At 69.2% G+C, this 16,206-nt stretch carries 17 protein-coding genes; 4 read left to right on the top strand and 13 right to left on the bottom strand.

Annotated features, from left to right (window positions below):
- Nucleotides 1-21 precede the first annotated feature (21 nt).
- From rfaE2 to ACFUTU_RS09465, 6 genes are read right to left on the bottom strand one after another with little or no spacing between them, the layout of a single operon-like run.
- Nucleotides 22-1,383 (bottom strand): D-glycero-beta-D-manno-heptose 1-phosphate adenylyltransferase, encoded by a 1,362-nt coding sequence (gene rfaE2 / locus ACFUTU_RS09490; RefSeq protein ID WP_377963525.1) that lies wholly within the window; start codon nt 1,381-1,383, stop codon nt 22-24.
- Nucleotides 1,380-2,138: an SIS domain-containing protein gene (locus ACFUTU_RS09485; RefSeq protein WP_377963523.1), complete on the bottom strand. Its 759-nt coding sequence runs from the start codon at nt 2,136-2,138 to the stop codon at nt 1,380-1,382. Before ACFUTU_RS09485 ends, rfaE2 begins: the two co-directional genes overlap by 4 nt.
- Complete coding sequence (locus ACFUTU_RS09480; RefSeq protein ID WP_377963521.1) at nt 2,135-3,388, bottom strand: glycosyltransferase; 1,254 nt, start codon at nt 3,386-3,388, stop codon at nt 2,135-2,137. Before ACFUTU_RS09480 ends, ACFUTU_RS09485 begins: the two co-directional genes overlap by 4 nt.
- Complete coding sequence (locus ACFUTU_RS09475) at nt 3,385-4,479, bottom strand: glycosyltransferase (protein WP_377963519.1); 1,095 nt, start codon at nt 4,477-4,479, stop codon at nt 3,385-3,387. Before ACFUTU_RS09475 ends, ACFUTU_RS09480 begins: the two co-directional genes overlap by 4 nt.
- The gene (locus ACFUTU_RS09470; protein WP_377963517.1) at nt 4,476-5,552 is read right to left on the bottom strand and encodes a glycosyltransferase family 9 protein; all 1,077 of its coding nucleotides are present in this window, start codon (nt 5,550-5,552) and stop codon (nt 4,476-4,478) included. Before ACFUTU_RS09470 ends, ACFUTU_RS09475 begins: the two co-directional genes overlap by 4 nt.
- Nucleotides 5,549-6,130 (bottom strand): D-glycero-alpha-D-manno-heptose-1,7-bisphosphate 7-phosphatase, encoded by a 582-nt coding sequence (locus ACFUTU_RS09465; RefSeq protein WP_377963515.1) that lies wholly within the window; start codon nt 6,128-6,130, stop codon nt 5,549-5,551. The genes ACFUTU_RS09470 and ACFUTU_RS09465 overlap by 4 nt, the downstream gene beginning before the upstream one ends.
- Nucleotides 6,131-6,243: 113 nt before the next feature.
- Here ACFUTU_RS09465 and ACFUTU_RS09460 point away from each other — a divergent pair, with 113 nt between their 5' ends.
- Nucleotides 6,244-7,188, top strand: a complete 945-nt coding sequence (locus ACFUTU_RS09460; protein ID WP_377963513.1) for a glycosyltransferase family 9 protein — start codon at nt 6,244-6,246, stop codon at nt 7,186-7,188.
- Here ACFUTU_RS09460 and ACFUTU_RS09455 read toward each other — a convergent pair.
- Nucleotides 7,083-8,006 carry a sigma-70 family RNA polymerase sigma factor gene (locus ACFUTU_RS09455; RefSeq protein ID WP_377963511.1) on the bottom strand — a complete coding sequence of 308 codons (924 nt, stop codon included), beginning with the start codon at nt 8,004-8,006 and terminating at the stop codon, nt 7,083-7,085. The genes ACFUTU_RS09460 and ACFUTU_RS09455 overlap by 106 nt on opposite strands.
- A gap of 181 nt (nt 8,007-8,187) precedes the next feature.
- Here ACFUTU_RS09455 and ACFUTU_RS09450 point away from each other — a divergent pair, with 181 nt between their 5' ends.
- Nucleotides 8,188-9,252 carry an NAD-dependent epimerase/dehydratase family protein gene (locus ACFUTU_RS09450; protein ID WP_377963509.1) on the top strand — a complete coding sequence of 355 codons (1,065 nt, stop codon included), beginning with the start codon at nt 8,188-8,190 and terminating at the stop codon, nt 9,250-9,252.
- A 47-nt stretch (nt 9,253-9,299) separates the two neighbouring features.
- Here ACFUTU_RS09450 and ACFUTU_RS09445 read toward each other — a convergent pair whose 3' ends face one another.
- Nucleotides 9,300-9,854 (bottom strand): hypothetical protein, encoded by a 555-nt coding sequence (locus ACFUTU_RS09445; protein WP_377963507.1) that lies wholly within the window; start codon nt 9,852-9,854, stop codon nt 9,300-9,302.
- 206 nt (nt 9,855-10,060) lie between these two features.
- Here ACFUTU_RS09445 and ACFUTU_RS09440 point away from each other — a divergent pair, with 206 nt between their 5' ends.
- Nucleotides 10,061-10,333: a hypothetical protein gene (locus ACFUTU_RS09440; RefSeq protein WP_377963505.1), complete on the top strand. Its 273-nt coding sequence runs from the start codon at nt 10,061-10,063 to the stop codon at nt 10,331-10,333.
- 169 nt (nt 10,334-10,502) lie between these two features.
- Nucleotides 10,503-11,699 (top strand): YhjD/YihY/BrkB family envelope integrity protein, encoded by a 1,197-nt coding sequence (locus ACFUTU_RS09435; RefSeq protein ID WP_377963503.1) that lies wholly within the window; start codon nt 10,503-10,505, stop codon nt 11,697-11,699.
- Between the two features lie 65 nt (nt 11,700-11,764).
- Here ACFUTU_RS09435 and ACFUTU_RS09430 read toward each other — a convergent pair whose 3' ends face one another.
- The 5 genes from ACFUTU_RS09430 to lepB form a co-directional block, all read right to left on the bottom strand.
- Complete coding sequence (locus tag ACFUTU_RS09430) at nt 11,765-12,520, bottom strand: glycosyltransferase (protein ID WP_377963501.1); 756 nt, start codon at nt 12,518-12,520, stop codon at nt 11,765-11,767.
- Nucleotides 12,517-13,896, bottom strand: a complete 1,380-nt coding sequence (locus ACFUTU_RS09425; protein ID WP_377963499.1) for a PIG-L family deacetylase — start codon at nt 13,894-13,896, stop codon at nt 12,517-12,519. The genes ACFUTU_RS09430 and ACFUTU_RS09425 overlap by 4 nt, the downstream gene beginning before the upstream one ends.
- Complete coding sequence (locus ACFUTU_RS09420; protein WP_377963497.1) at nt 13,890-15,062, bottom strand: hypothetical protein; 1,173 nt, start codon at nt 15,060-15,062, stop codon at nt 13,890-13,892. Before ACFUTU_RS09420 ends, ACFUTU_RS09425 begins: the two co-directional genes overlap by 7 nt.
- A gap of 42 nt (nt 15,063-15,104) precedes the next feature.
- Complete coding sequence (locus ACFUTU_RS09415; RefSeq protein WP_377963495.1) at nt 15,105-15,584, bottom strand: Dps family protein; 480 nt, start codon at nt 15,582-15,584, stop codon at nt 15,105-15,107.
- A 102-nt stretch (nt 15,585-15,686) separates the two neighbouring features.
- On the bottom strand, nt 15,687-16,206 hold a 520-nt coding region (gene lepB, locus ACFUTU_RS09410; RefSeq protein WP_377963493.1), incomplete at its 5' end, for a signal peptidase I.

Genomic DNA, 16,206 nt, shown 5'->3' with positions numbered 1-16,206 from the left:
AATTCAAGATCGTGTTGCAGTTCAGCTGACTTTGGCCAGGGCGTCCGCAAGGACGGACGTGGACCGTGCCTGGTGGAACGGCACCGTCACGCAGCGGCCGCCCCAGCTTTCGACCAGGCCGGCCTCGGGCAGTTCCGAGGCACGGTAGTCACCGCCCTTCACCCAGACATCCGGCCTCAGCAACTCGAGGCAGGCCTCCGGGGTGTCCTCCCCGAAGACCAGTACGGCGTCCACGCACTCCAACGCCAGCAGCAGTTCCGCGCGGTCCTGCTGGCTGACGATGGGCCGCTGTTCGCCCTTGATCCGTCGCACCGACTCGTCCGAGTTCAGGCACACGATCAGGCAGTCGCCAAGGTCCCTGGCGGCTGCCAGCGTGCGGGCGTGGCCGGCGTGCAGCAGGTCGAAGCAGCCGCCGGTGGCCACGACGGTTCCGCCGTTGGCGCGCACCCGCCGGGCAAGGTCCAGGGCGTCTTCCTCGCGGCTGTGGTGCCAGACGGGCCTCTGGCGGTCCGGCAGGGCAGAGACTCCGCCGGCGCCAAGGAAGGCAGCCGCCTCGCTGATTGCGGATTCGGCGGCGTCGGCCAGGCTGCGGCCCTCCGCCAAGTGGACGGCCAGGCTGGCGGCAAGCCGGTCGCCGGCACCGCAGGGATCGGTGACCTCGGTGCGGGGTGCCGGGATGGTCACGGGTGCTGTGTGGCGCTGGGTCAGCAGCCCGCCCTGCTCCCCCATGGTTACGAGGACCGCCTGGCTTTGCCACTTGTCCAGCAGTGCTTCGCCCACGGCGGCAATCGCCGCTGGCGCCCCGGTCCCGGAATCCGCGGCCCTGCCAGCCTCGGACAGGTTGGGCGTCACCACGGCGACCCCGGGCACCGGTGCGGCGCCGGACGGGTGCGGATCCCACACGATCGGAATGTCGCCGGCACGGGCCTCGAGCAACTCCCGGATCTCGGGATTCGCGGCGACGCCCCGTCCGTAGTCGGCCACGATGATCACTTCGGCCTGGTGCAGGGCCCTGAGCATGCCCGCGGTGGCTGCCGGCACTTCAGGCCGCTCGCATCCTTCGTCCACCCGCACCACCGGCTGGCGGCCCGCCCGGACTCGGGTTTTCACGGGCGTTCTGGCGCCGGAGGGCCCGGAGACCACACGCACACCGGCGAGCGCGCCCTCCAGCGCCAGGGAGGCGTCGTCGTCGGAAAGCACCGTCACCAGGGTGACGCCGTGGCCGTCCTGGGCAAGCATCCGGGCCACGAGCCCGGCGCCGCCTGCCCGGCGGCGGACGTCCGAGACGTCCACTACCGGCACCGGTGCGTCCGGGCACAGCCGGGTTGCTTCCCCGGAAAGGTCCACGTCCAGCAAGACGTCGCCCACCACCGTGATCCTCATCCGCGATCACGCTCCGGCCCGGGAACGCCCTGGCCCCTGCGGGTAACCTCGGCTTCGAAGGCGCGGCATATTGCATGCAGCGCTATCAGGTGCCCTTCCTGCGCGTTGGCCGAGATGGCATCGATGGCCACGACCTCATCGCAGCAGGAGGCCAGGGGGTTTGGCGCCGGCCCCGTCAGTGCCCATGTGGTGATGTTCAGCCTGGCAGCGGCTTCGGCTGCCCGGAGCAGATTGGGGCTCTGGCCGCTCGTGGACAGCAGCACGAGGATGTCCCCGGACCGGCCGTGGGCGCGGACCTGGCGGGCAAAGAGTTCAGCGTAGCCGTAGTCATTGGCGATGGCCGTGACGGCAGAGCTTTCCGCGTGTAGGGAGATCGCGGAAAAAGGCATCCGCTCGCCGTCGAACCTGCCCACGAGTTCCGCGGTCAGGTGCTGCGCCTCGGCGGCGGAGCCACCGTTGCCGGCGGCCAGCAGCTTCTGCCCGCTCAGCAGTCGCTGGGCCAGCTCCACGCCCCAGGCCGTCAGCCTGTCAGCCTGGCTTTCCAGGGAACGCAGCGCCGGAAGGACGTTCTCCAGGTGCGCCCGCACGGCGTCCCCCGCTCCGGTGTCCTGCGCAGCAGCGTCCGGGGAAGGTGCCGAATCCGGGGACGGTGCCACAGTCGGCACCGAGGGCCGGTCCGGAGAGGAGAGGCCGGCAGGAGTGCCAGCCCGGTGCATGGCAGGAAGCTCAGCCTCCCGCAGGGATTCCGGAGTCACAGCGCCGCTCCTTCCATCGGTTCCAGCGTGCCGGCTGCCGCAGTGCCTGCGATGGCCAGCTGGTAGGCCTTTTCCGTCTCGGCGGCCACTCTGTTCCAGGAGTAGCGGGTCTTCGCCCGCCGTTCACCGGCCCGGCCGAGTTTCGCGCGAAGTTCGGGGCTGGCCAGCAGGGTAGCGAGGGCTTCGGCGATGGCCTCGGGATCCTTCGGCGGCACGTGCAGGCCGGTTCCCTGGTGCACCACGGTATCTGTCAGACCGCCCACTGCAGCGGCGACCACCGGAACACCGCACGCCATGGCCTCCAGCGGGACGATCCCGAACGGCTCGTACCAGGGCGTGCAGACCACGGCGTCCGCGCTCCTGAAGAGGCCCGGCATGGCCTCCCGGGGCACCTGACCCCGCAGCTCCACATGGGCCGCCACGCCAAGCTCCCGGGCAAGGTCCAGCAGCCTGCGCGCCTCCGGGTCCTGCCCTCCGGCGTCAGCATCGCCGCCCACGATGAGCAGCTCCACGTCGCCGAACCCCGCCTCCACCAGATGCGGGAGTGCTCGGATCACCAGGTCCACGCCTTTGCGCGGAACCAGCCGCCCGACGGACAGGATCCGGTGCGAACGGGAGGGAGCATCGGCCGGGCCGTCACTGGAGAAGAGATCCAGGTCCACGCCGCACGGAGCAATGGAGACCCTGCGGGTATCTATTCCCATCGCCCTCAACTCGAACACTTCGTCGGAGCAGGTTGCCACGATGCGGTCAGCCGACCTGCCCACGGACGGTTCGAGGAAGCGCCGCTCGGCGGGGCTGGTATCGGCGGCGCCCTGGTGGCGGCGCTTGACCGTGCCCAGCGCGTGGAAGGTCTGCACCACGGGGACCCGGAAACCGGCCGGTTCGCGGCGCGCGGCGTCCAGCGCGGCGACCCCGGACATCCAGAAGTGGCCGTGCACCACGTGGGGCGGCGAGTCGCCCCAATCCCGGAAAACCCCGTCCGCCAGTGCACCCATGAAGGGCAGCAGCTCGTCCTTGGGCACGTGTTCGGCCGGTCCGGCGTCCACGTGCACCACCTCGAGCCGCGGATGCACCCGCACCCGTGGCGGCAGCTCGGGCGCGTCGCGCCTCGTATAGACCGTTACCCGGTGGCCCCGCCGGGCCAGTGCCGTCGAGAGGGCGGCGACATGGACGTTCTGGCCGCCCGCATCCACTCCGCCGAGCGCTGCCAAAGGACTGGCGTGTTCCGAAATCATTGAGATCTTCAATGGATATTCCCTTCTCGCGCCGCGGACAGGGCATCCGGTCCGGACCCCTTCAAAACTGCATCCCCCGGTGCCACCCCTTCTGTGGGATCCCCAGCCGTCCTGCCGGCGTCACCCGGACGGACCAGTCCCGCGGGCACCAGATCCGCCAGCACCTCATCCCAGTCCGTCAGGAAACGCTCAATTCCGTACCGTTCCAGCGCGGCCTCCCGCGCTGCCTTGCCCCGCCGTCGGGCCTCCTCGGGGTCGTTCACCAGGAGCCGGGCACACCGCCGCAGCTCCTCCACGTCGGTGGAGATGCAGCCAGCCTCCGCCGGGACGGCACGCCCGGCCTCCGTGGTGTCCAGAGCAAGGACCGGCATGCCGAGGTGCATCGCTTCCAGCAACGCCAGCCCCAGCGAGGTCCAGCGGAGCGGATGCAGGTAAACCCGGCAGCGCGCCAGCTCACGGTGGAGCTCAGCGGTTTTGAGGTCTCCCCGCACGGTGAGGCGCGGCGCCGGGATGCCGGTGGCCTCCGCCAGCCCGTCCCCGCCCATGCCAAAGACCTGGAGCGGGGCCGTTTCCGCGAAACGCGGCAGCAGGTCGGTGCCGGTCACGCGTCCGCGGCGTACCGGCTCGTTCACCACCACGCCCAGCTCGGGAACATCGCCCGTATACAGGTAGCCGGGGTCAGCGATGCCGTGCTCGATGACCTTTGTGGGCGCGCGGCCGCTGTCCCAGAACAGCTCGTTAAAGTGGGTCACGTGCACGATCGGAATATCGCGCTGGTCCCCGAGCGGATGAACGGTGAAGGGAACATCGCCCTTGGGCGTGTTGTGTTCCACGTAAACGGCGGGAAGGTCGACGCCGGGCCGGCGGCCCAGGACGCGTGTCACCTCCGCTGCCTCCTCCGGCCGCTGCAGCACGACGGCGTCTATGCTGCCGGCGTCCAGCTCTGCCAAGGCGACTTCCCGCACGGAAGCGGGCCAGTCCCGGTCAGCGCGGCCCAGTCCCCAGGGCCCGCCGCCGGGCAGCACCGGCAGCAGGTACTCGTGCCGGCCGCGGACAAAGGCGTCCGTCCACGACCCGTGCACGTGCCACAGCAAAATTCTCATTGTTTCCGGACCTTTCTCCGTGTGCTGAGCGAGGAGACCCCGCTCAGCAGGCGTTCGACCGCGTCCACCACCTGCTCCGGCGATACAGAGCTGAGGCAGGGATGGCCCGGCACCGGACAGACACGTGCGCGGCTGAGCCGGCACGGCGCATTCTGGTCGCCCAGCAGTTCCAGCGGAACACCGTACGGCGCCCACCGGACGGCCGGGACGACCGGGGAAAACAGGCTCACGACGGGGGTTCCCACAGCGGCAGCAAGATGCGCCGGCCCTGTGTTGCCGCTGACCACCACTTCGGCGTTGGCGAGGACACCGGACAGGGTGGCAAGGTCCGTGCGGCCGCCCAGATCGATGGCGGAGGGGCCGGCGACCGTGGCCGTGAGGGCGGTTTCACCCGGACCGCCGGTCACCACGACCCGGTGGCCGGCTCCCTCCAGCAGTTCCACCGCCGCCGCATGATGCAAGGGCGGCCAGGCCCGGGCAGGCACCGTTGCGCCGGGGTGGACCACCACGTACGGCCCCTCCCCCACCAGGTGCCGGACGGCCGGCGGATCCTTGACCAGGAGTTTTCCGTCGTCGCCCGTCCTGAGCCGGAATCCCGCCGCCTGGGCGATGCCGAGTGCCCGCACGGCTTCCGGCTGCTCCTCCGGGAAGTCCTCACCCGGCTTCAGCCGGACGTCCAGGAGCGATCCCGGGTAGTCGGTGGAGGCCCCCGTGATGCGCTCGACTCCGGCCAGGCGCAGAAGCAGCGCCAGGGGCAGAGGCGACTGGTGGAAGGACGTGAGGATGACGGCTTCGGTGATCCGGGAATTGCGGACAAAGCCCACCAGCGAGTCCAAATGCTCCCCCGTCACGGACGGAGCCGGGTTGCTGATCCACGGCGCATCCCAGGCAAAAACGTCGGCGACGTTGGGCAGCAGTGAGGCCGCAGACTGGCCCTGCGGTCCGCAGAGCACGACGACGTCGTTGGGACTCCCGCCGTCGGCCCGCCGTCCGTTCGCCACAGCCCGGACTGCCGGGCCCGCCAGGAGGACGTCACCGACGCTGTCGAGACGGGCCACGAGGACCCTGCTCATGCCGGTCCCCGAAGCGCCGGTTCCCGAAGTGCCGGTTCAGGAAACACCGGTTGTGAAAACAACAGGGCAACGGCCTGCTCCAGGTCCGCGGCCACCTCGGCGGCGGCCCCAACCTCCTCGGCGCGGGTCTGCGGAGTGGGCACCAGGATGCCCCGGGCACCGGCGGCCGCGGCCGCTTCGACGTCGCTGCCGATGTCGCCGATGAACGCGGCCTCTGAGGGGTCAATGCCGAGCCGGCGGCAGGCGCTGTGGATCATGCCCGGCGCCGGCTTCCGGCACAGGCAGCCGTCACCGGCTCCGTGCGGGCACACCTCCCAGACGTCGAAGGGCCCCAGCAGGTCCTCCACCCGCGCATTCACGCTGTTGACCTCCTCAGCGGTCAGGAGGCCGCGGGCGATGCCGGACTGGTTGCTCAGGACGCCCGTGGCCAGACCGCGGCTGCGCAGCCCGTCGAGGACCTCGCGCGCCCGGGGGTACGGCTCGACTTTCTCCGGGTCACCGTTGTAAGGCACGTCAACCACGAGCGTTCCGTCCCTGTCGAACAGCACAGCTTTGAGCGTTGCAGCGTTACTTGCCATACCCCCTCCGTTCCCCGGACGGCAGAGACCTAAACAGCAGGCTGCTTACTTCTTCTCGGCTAGACTCCTCGACAGGTGGCCCGACAGGCCAGCCCGAGGAGTAGAGGACGGCAGTGGAAGCACCGAACGGCAAGCACGAACAACCTGTCCTGCTGGTCCTGCGGGCATTGAAGCTTGGGGATCTGCTGGTTGCCGTGCCGGCGCTGCGGGCTTTGCGCCGCGCGTATCCGGATCACCGCCTTCTCTACGCCGCCCAGGGCTGGCTGGAAGACGCACTGGAGCTGGTAGGCGGCTATGAACTGCTTCCGACGCACGGCCTGGATGTTCCCATTCCCATCGAGGCAGGAACGGTGGACATCGCGGTCAACCTGCACGGCAGCGGGCCGGAAAGCGAAGCCCGGCTCGCAGCCGTCCGGCCCAGGATGCTCATCGGCCACCGGACCCCGGAGCGGCCGGGTCCGGCGTGGATGGAGGAAATCCACGAGCGCGAGCGGTGGACCAGGTTGCTGCAGTGGCATGGCGTCGACGCGGAACCGGACGATTTCCGGCTCCTCCCGCCTGCCGTTCCGAGCCCCTGCCCGGGTGCCACGATAGTGCACGTGGGGGCGGCGTACGGCAGCCGGCTCTGGCCCGGGCACCGGTTTGCGGAGGTGGCCCGTACGCTCGCCGCGGAGGGGCACCGGGTGGTGTTTACCGGGAGCACCGGGGAACAGCCCCGGGCCCTGGATGTGGCACGGCTGGCCGGCCTTCCCGACACTCAGGTCCTGGCGGGCCGGCTGCGGCTGGCCGAATTCATGGCCGCCATTGCCGAAGCCCGGCTTGTGGTGTCGGCAGACACCGGCGCGGCGCACCTCGCCTCTGCCTTCTCACGGCCTTCGGTGGTGCTTTTCGGCCCGGCACCGGCCGAGGTCTGGGGGCCGCCGCCCGGCCCGCACATTGTGCTGACGGACGCTCAGGCCCGCCGCGGCGACACCTTCGCTGCCACCCCGGACCCGGCCCTGCTGGCAGTCACTGTGGAGGATGTCCTGTCGGCTGTCGGGCAGCTCCGGCTCCCCTGATCCGCACCGGTCCTGTCAGTGGCGGCACTGCCGGTGGCACCCTCCGCGCCATGGCCCTCCTCTTCGAGCAGCCGGCGTTGCAGCCATACCAGGATCCGGGACAGGCGACGCGACACCTGCATCTGGGAAATGCCGAACCTCTTGCCAAGCTCTGCCTGCGTCTCCTCGCAGAAGTAGCGCCGGTAAAGCATCTCCCGGTCATCCGGTTCCAGTTCCTGGATGGCCTGGTTGAGACACACGAGTTCTTCAAGGTGCTCTATGGGCTGGTCCGGTGACACCAGGCCTTCGCCCATGCTCGGTCCGCCCCACGGATCCGGGCTGTCCAGCGAGTCGGGGTGCATGCTGCTTGCCGCGGCCTGGGCCTCCCGCACGTCAGCGGCGGTGACCCCCAGTTCGGCCGCGAGTTCCTGCTCCGACGGAACGCGGCCCAGCGACTGGGCCATGTCGGGGGCCGTGTGCAGCATCTGGGTCCGGACGTCCTGGACCCGACGCGGCGGCCGCACGGTCCAGCACCGGTCCCGCAGGAAGCGCTTGAGTTCGCCGCTGATGGTGGGCGCGGCGTACGCCGGGAAACTCTCGCCTTTCTCCTGGTCAAAGCCGCGGGCAGCCTTGACGAGCCCCAGGTAGGCCACCTGGACCAGGTCTGAGCGCTCCCGCCCGCGGGCGGCGTAACGCGAAGCGAGCGACTCCGCCAGGTCGAGGTAGTTGAGGACCAGCTGGTTCTCGAAGGCATCATGCAGCCGCCCGGTCGGTGGCCCTTGCTGGGGTACTGCGTGGAGGGCGCCGATCGCGGAGGAAGAAGGCGGGGTTTCTGGCATTGTCGTGGGTTCCTTCGATCGGGAGGTCGAGAAAGCCTGCGGCAAGACTTAGAAGTAGGAAATCATAAGCGTGCTTATTACACAATGGCCATGAGGCGATAGGGTCGGAAGAAGCACGAAGGTTACGGCCGCCGCCGGCGGCCTGGCCGGAACGTTCCACGGCAACGGACAGGGGCATCTCATGCGGATTGCGATCACGGGCGCCAGCGGCAATGCAGGGACCGCGCTGCTGCGCCGGCTTCAGGAGGCCAGCCGGGACCGTCCGGGAGGGCTGGAACTGGTGGGCATCAGCCGCCGGGCGCCGGACAGTTCACAGCCGCCCTACGCCGGCGTCGAGTGGCACACCCTTGACGTGGGCGCCGCTGACACCAGGCAGGACCTGGCGAGGGCCTTCGCGGGAGCGGACGCGGTGGTGCATCTGGCCTGGCAGATCCAGCCAAACCGGAACCTCCAGGAACTGCACCGCACCAACGTGGCGGGCACGGCGAACATGCTGGCCGCAGCCCGGGAGGCCGGCGTAAGCCACGTGGTGTGTGCCTCCTCGGTGGGAGCGTACAGCAAGGCGCCGAAGGACCGCCGCGTGGACGAATCGTGGCCGGCAGGAGGCATGGCGGGCTCACATTACAGCCGGGACAAGGCGGAACAGGAAAAGCTGCTGGACAGGTTCGCGGCGGACAACCCTTCGATCACCGTAGCCAGGCTCCGCCCCGGGCTCATTTTCCAGGCCAAGGCCGGAAGCGAGATCGGACGCTACTTCCTGGGGTGGGTCCACCCGCGGTTTGTCCCGCGCCGGCCGGCACTGCCGATACTGCCCATTCCGGAGGAGCTGGTCTTCCAGGCGGTCCATGCCGACGACGTCGCGGACGCCTACTGGCGCGTGCTGGAGCGCAAGGCAGGCGGAGCCTTCAATGTGGCAGCCGAACCGGTGGTCACGCCGCAGAACCTGGCCCGGCTCTTTTCGGCCAGGCGGATCCTTCCGGTTCCGGTGCGGGCACTGCACGCCTTCGTCGGCGCCACCTGGCGGCTGCGGCTTCAGCAGACCGACTCCGGATGGGTGGAGATGGCCGCCGGTGCGCCGGTCATGGACACCCGGCGGATCCGCGATGAGCTGGGCTGGGAGCCGCGCACGCCGTCGCTGGAAGCCATCCGCGAGGTGATTGAGGGCATGGGAAGAGGCGCCGGCGTGCCGGCGTCTCCACCCCTCAAACCCCGGCGCAGCCTGCTCGGCCTCATCCGCCGCAGCTGAAACCCGTCCGCCACAGCTGAAAGCCCGACGGCGGCCGGCCCGCCGGCCTACTCGCGCGGAGTGTTGCGCCGGGTAGCGTCCGTGGCCGTGTCGGCATCCGCGCGGCGGGCGCCGGCATCGCGCACATCGGCATCGCGTGCGTCAGCGCTGCGGGCATCATCGGCCCGCCTGTCGTCGGCCCGCACATCGTCGGCGCGTGAGCCCATGTCCCGGTCATTTACGTCCCTGGCGCCGTCCCGCCGGTTGCCGTGCTCGTCCACGTCCGGGTCAAGGGCGTTCGCCTTGTACTGGTGCTTCTCTGCATCCGTCCGGAACTCCTGCGCAGCCGACTGCCGCTGCTCCGCCTCCTGGCGAAGCCGCGCCGCTTCAACCTGCGCCTTTTCCGCGTCAGCCTTCGCATGCATCGCCCGGGCTTCGTTTTCCCGCGCCTCAAGGTCGGCGTTCTCCGCCTTCCGGCGGATCTCAGCGGCGTGCTGGCGGTTTTGCTCATCGCGCTTCTGCCGGAACGCCTCGCGGCGCCTGCGGCTGGACATCAAAAGCACCAGGATGAGCGCGATGACAACGATTACAACGACGATCCAAATCCAGGCAGTTGGGTCCACCGTGGATCCACCTCTCTCTATTCCAGCACGTCATTCTCCGGCAGGGGCCCGGCCACTCATCCCCGGCGTAACACTGACGGAAGGGCGGCCGGTTGAACTAGCGGCAGTCAGGGTACTTACTATCTAATAGTAACCATGCTTACTATTTCATAGCGAGCAATTGCCGGCAGAACCCGGCAACCCGACATGTTGGAGAGGTATCAGCCATGACGGAAACCCAAGAGCCCCAGGGCGCTGGCGTCTCCCCGCCCGATGACCCTCCGGGCGCTGGCCAGGGACAGGCCGGCTCCGTCCCCGGCGGTGCCGGCCCGGCGCAGGAGCCGAACCCGCTGGCGTCCCCCCAGCTGGCGGAAAGCCCGCAGTCGAACACACGGACTGCGGATGATCCGCTGGGTGGGAAGCAGCCGGCCGACGATCCGTTGGGCAGCGACCCGCTTACGCTGGACCGCCGCAACCCGCAAAGAGGGCCCGGACAGTAACAGGCCGGGTCAGGAACGAAACCTGGTCAGTAACCGCCCGGGCAACAGGCGGCCCAGGCACAAGCGGACCGAACTCTGGTGCTGCCGGCCGCACGACCCGCGAGCCCGACCCCTGACAGCGGCGGGACACCCCTACGGGACACCCCGCACGCAAACGAAAGGATGCCTCATGGCGACGAAAGAAGCCCCGGAAACCAGCACAGCCAAGGCGGGCAGCGCACCTGCCCCGGATGACAACCGAAAGCCAGACAGCCCCCCGGACCTGGACAAGCCGTCGTGGAAGTACATAGCCCGCAAGACCTTCCGCGAGTTCACGGCCGACCAATGCCCCGACCTCGCCGCCGGGCTGACTTACTACGCGATCTTTTCGATGTTTCCCGCACTGCTCGCCCTTGTGTCGCTGCTGGGCATCTTCGGGCAAGCCGAGAAAACCACCGGGGCACTCCTGGAAATCGTCCAGGGCGTGGCACCGGGCCAGGCCGTGGAAATGATCCGCGACCCCATCCAAGAACTGACCACCTCGCCCGCTGCCGGCTTCACCCTTGTTATCGGCCTTGCAACGGCGATCTGGTCCGCCTCCGGGTATGTGACGGCCTTCGGCCGCGCGATGAACCGCATCTATGAAATTGATGAGGGCCGCGGCTTCGTCAAGCTCCGCGGCACCATGCTTGGCGTCACCGTGGTTTCGCTGCTCATCGTTGCGCTGCTCGCGGCGATGCTGGTCATCAGCGGCCCCGTGGCCGAGGCCGTGGGCAATGTTCTTGGCCTTGGCGGCGTGGCGCTGACCGTATGGAACATTGCCAAATGGCCGGTCATCGTTGCGCTGGTCATTCTGGTCATTGCGATCCTCTACTACGCCACCCCGAACGTCCGCCAGCCAAAGTTCCGCTGGATGAGCATCGGCTCCCTGATCGCCCTGCTGGTCTTCGTGGTGGCCTCGGTGGGCTTTGGGTTTTACGTGGGGAACTTCAGCAACTACAACAAGACATACGGCGCCATCGGCGGCGTGATCGTCATGCTCCTGTGGCTCTGGATCCTGAACATGTCACTGCTGTTTGGTGCCGAATTCGACGCCGAGATGGAACGCGGCCGGCAGCTGCAGGCGGGCATCGAGGCCGAGGAAACTCTCCAGCTTCCGCCCCGCGACACCAAGAAGAGCGACAAACTCCAGGAGAAGGAAGATGAGGACATCCGGCTGGGGCGCGAACTGCGCGAGAAGTACAGCGAGCAGGACGACGGCCAGGGCGGCCGCGGGCGCGACGCCGACCGCCAGAACGGCAGCGACGGGGACCGCCAAAACGGCAGCGATGACCGGAACGGCCGCGGTGGCGCCACCGCCCGCGGCGGCACCGGCAACAGCCACTGACTGATCTGACGACGTTCGCCCCCGGCGTGCTGCCTGCAGGCAGCACCCCGGGGGCGTTTCCGGCTTCAGCTGCTCCGAAGCGCGGCAGCGGTCTCCACGCCGAGGGCACGGAGGTACGAACCAAAACCGTGGGGTGCCCGGGCGGCGGTCCGTCCGGAGGTCAGCACGCGCGTGCTGTCCGTGGCGATGACGGCGAAGCCCTTCCGCCGCAGCTGTTCCACCAGGGCACGGTCTTCCGAAGACCGCAGCGGCGGAAATCCCCCGGCCTGGCGGTACGCAGAGGCCCGCACGCCGAGGTTGGCGCCGTACACATGGCCGTGCCGTTCCTCCAGCGGATGCCGGAGACGCCACCTGCGCAGAAGCTCCGGATCCGTCCCTGCAGGGTCCGGTTCCACGGAGCCCAGCACCACATCCCAGCCGGCGTCCGCGAAGGGCAGTTGGCGGACCAGCCAGTCCGCGGGGACCCGGGAGTCAGCATCTGTGTTCGCCAGCCAGGTGCTTTCCAGGAGGCCGCTCCCCAGGTCCCGGATGGCGGCGGCGGCTCCCGCCGCCCTGCTGGCTCCGGCGTTCCGGAACCGCCGGCGAAGCACCCTCACGCCCTGACAAGACCCGGCGAAGCGGTCCGCGATCTCCCGGGACCTGTCGGTGCAGTGGTCCAGGACGACGGTGATTCCTGCGGCCACCGAAGGCCGCTGCTGCGCCAGCGCCTCGGTCGCGGCGCGGAGAGCAGTAAGGGCGGCCCCAAGGTGGTGCTCCTCGTCATGAACCGGCATGACCACCTCGACCCGGCGGATAACCGGGCCGGAACTATCCGGCGTCATGCTCTGGTCCCGGTGAGATCCGGTCCCGGCGCAATGAACGTTTCGAGCACGAAGTCACGCTCGCGGTAAACGCCGGCCGAGGGCCACCGCAAGTGGCGCCGTGCGAGCGCATGGACGGCCTCGCCGTCGAGCTCCCAGCCGGCAACCGGATGCCTCCAATGGCAGAGCAGCAGCGTTCCACCCGGTAACAGGGACGCGGAGATGCGCGTGAACAGCTCCGCCAGCTCGGCGGGCGCAAGGTAGTACCCCATTTCGGAGACCACCACCAGGTCAAAGCTCCCCTCCGGCCACTGTTCCGGAAGAATCAGCTGCCGCGCTTCGGCGCCCGGAAACCGGGCAAGCCGCCCGGCGGCCCGGGCCACGGCTGCAGCGCTGGCGTCCACCGCCAGAAGCCGTCCGCAGCACTGTGCCAGCTCCGCACTCAAGGTGCCGATCGAGCAGCCGGCTTCCAGGCCGGCGTCGTACTTCTGCTCAGGGAGGGCAGCAAGTGTCAGGCGCCGCTTGCGCTGCTCATACCAGCTGTCCTCGTACCCCCACGGGTCCTCGGAGCTGCGGTGCAGGGCGTCGAAGACAGCCTCCGCGTCCCGGGCGCTTCGCCGTCCGGTCACCGGGGGCCTCCACGCGAACACCTCGAAGGGCCGGGCAAAGTGCGCCAGAAACTGCTCTGACAGCAGCACTTCATCGCCCGGCCGGTCAGAGAGCGGGAGCAGCTGCGAGGCATGGGCGTGCAGGGCCTCGCGTTTGGCCCGCAGTTCACCCGGGCTTAGGGGCAGCCTGGTCCAGCTTCGCCAGGCAGAGTCCTCCGGCGTGGCCCACAGCCAGTACCAGATAGGGTATTCCAGCAGCCCGTGCCCTCCGGCTTCGGCGGCCTCCGCCGCCACCGCCCCCAGGGTGTCGTGGTCGATGTGCCCGTCGGCGCGGTAAGGGGCAACAATGACCAGTGTTCCGTCGGCTTCGCTGCGCCGGCTGAGCATTTCCGCCAGCCGGCGGGCAATGACCGCGCGGTGCCCGGCCAGCGCGCTGTCCGGAAGGCCCAAAAAATGCCAGCTGTCGGCCAGGCCGAATGCGGCCATGGCAGCCGCAAACTCCTCCCGGCGGACGGCGGCGAGCTGTTCCGGCGTGGTGGTGGGCGAATCTGGGTGGGACGCCTCCCCCGCTGAACATAACAGCACCTCGACATGTGCGCCGGCGGACACCAGCCGGGCAAGCAGGCCGCCGGCACCAAGGGATTCGTCATCCGGGTGGGCAACCAGGACCACGAACACCATCCCTGCCAGCTCCGCCGGATCCAGGGGAAGTTCGCCGATCGTGTCCAGTCCGCTGCCCGCCCAGACTGCCTCGTCCGTGCCGGCATCGGCATGCGAAAAGGTCACCATGCGTGCTCGCCCTTGAGGGTCAGAGCGCCCAGCTGGGCGTCGTCCCGGGTGGCGTGGTGCTGCCGCACGTAGAGGGACAGGTCCGCCATGCACTTGCCGTACCGCTCATCGAAGGCCAGGGGGCCGGGCCCCAGGTTCTGGCTCACCAGGAGCTGGACGCGTTCGACGGCGGCAGCAACAGTTCCCCGGACACGGAGCGCTTCGCTCCACGCACCGACGGCGCCTGACTTTCTCCCGCTGTCAGCGGGAGAGCCGTCCCCGCTGGTTTCGGCACCGTTGCCGGGCTGGTTTGCGGCGGCATCCACCGCCTCGGCGGCCCGGGCGAGGTACTGGAGGGTCGACGCCAGGATCCGGTCCACTTCGCCCAGGGCTGCGAGCGCCACCTGGTCGGGCTCGCGTTGGGACCTGGCTCCGCGCAGGAGTGCGGCCTCAAAGTGCCGGCCCAGCGCCACGGCACCGCCGAGCCAGCAGGCGGCAACACCCATGCCGCCCCAGGCGAAGCCCGGACGCTGGAAATACCAGCCGTCACCGCCAACCGGCACGGCCGGCACCCGGTCAAAGTGGACTGTCCCGCTGGGGATTTCGCGCAGTCCGCGGCTGGTCCATTCCGGCACGTCGCACGTGACGCCGGCGGCCCTGAGATCGACGGCAAAAGCGGCCCGTCCGCCGCTGCCGGTGTGGGCGGTTACGACGGCGTGGTCCACGAACTGGGCCAGTGAGCACCAGGGTTTGGAACCGCTCAGCTGCACGCCGGGCGGATTCCCGCCGGGTTCTGCCTCGCCCTGCCCGCCGGCCCGGTCGGCGGCGTGTTCAGCCGTCAGCCGGGTGCCCGGGGCTTCGGCCGCGTACACACCCCACGATCCGGTGAATGCGTCCGGGATTCCCGCCTGCGACAGGATCGCGCCGGCGTCGAGGTGGGGCTCCAATACCCTGGCGGCCGCCACGTCCACCGCAGCCACCGATGCCAGCAGCTCCCACAGTCGGGCGGTGCGGCCGTCACCGGGCTTTGGCGCGGAACGCCCGGCCTGCTGGGCGATGGCCAGCAGGGCAGTGACGTCCCCCACCGCCGATGCAACCCGGTCAAGCACCGGCCCCGGGTCGGCGGCCGGTTCGGCGTCCGAGTGGCTGAGCCGGACGGGCTGCCACTGGCGGCGAGGAGCGTTCATGCAGCACCGGCTGAGTGTTGGGCAGACAGGACCATGGCCGCGCTATCCCTGTTCCGGTTCTGTGACCGGTGCGGAGGCCGGCATTACTTCGGCGTTTACCATCCACGCCAGCTGCTCCAGGCGGGTGATGGCCTCATGCAGCAGGTCCGCGCTCGTGGGGTCTTCTTCGTCCACCTCGTCGTGGACATCGCGCATGGTCCTGACCGTTTGTTCCAGCCTCGCGGTGATGAGTTTGACCGTGTCCTTGGTGACGGTCAGCCCGGCAGGATACTGTTCCAGCCGGGTGCCAGAAGAGACGGTGGCGCTGCGGCCGTCCGGAAGGGCATGGATCGAACGCATGCGCTCGGCAGTCTGGTCGGCGAGCAACCGGGCGCTGTCCACGATTTCATCCAGCTGCAGGTGGAGGTCGCGGAAGTTGGTCCCCACCAGGTTCCAGTGCGCCTGCTTGCCCTGGACGTGCAGCTCGATCAGGTCGGTGAGGACCTTCTGGAGATTGCTGGCCAGAGTCTCAGATGCTTTCATGTCTTCCTCCGCTGCCGTCACCGATGCATGTTCATGCCTGGCCGGCCGGGCAGCCGGCCAGGATGATTCCCAGCATACTTATCTTTTGGCGGCGACATGCCCCTAACGGCCGGAGGGCCACAGCACGGTTGCCTGCAGCGACGCAAGCGGCACGCTCCCGTACGCCCGTGAATCGATGGAGCCTGCCCTGTTGTCGCCCAGGACGAAGACATGCCCGGCTGGCACCTTTACAGGACCAAAGTAGGTGCCGTCGATGCGGCTGTGGTCGATCCCGGGCTCGGCCTGGGGAACTCCGTCCACCACCAGCACCGAATCCTCGATGGCCACCGTCTGGCCGCCAAAGGCGATGGCGCGCTTCACCGCGGGGTTGCCGTCCTCCGGGCTGGTGAACACCACCAGGTCTCCGGCCTTGACCGGTCCAAGCACCGGCCCCGGCTTGAACATCAGCACCGTGCTGCCCTTCGGCAGGGCCGGTTCCATGCTTTCAGAACTGACCGTCACCGGTTCCACCAGCCATAGCCGGGAGGCGAGCAGACCGGCGGCCAGCAGCACCGCCGTCGTGCCTGTCCTCCCTCGAAAAATCCTCCGCCCCCGGGAACCCTGCCGGGCAGAGCCGGCACGT

Source organism: Arthrobacter sp. NPDC057388, from assembly GCF_042668165.1.
Lineage (GTDB): Bacteria > Actinomycetota > Actinomycetes > Actinomycetales > Micrococcaceae > Arthrobacter.
The sequence above is the reverse complement of the archived record's forward strand: the minus strand, read 5'-3'. Positions and strand labels throughout refer to the sequence as shown.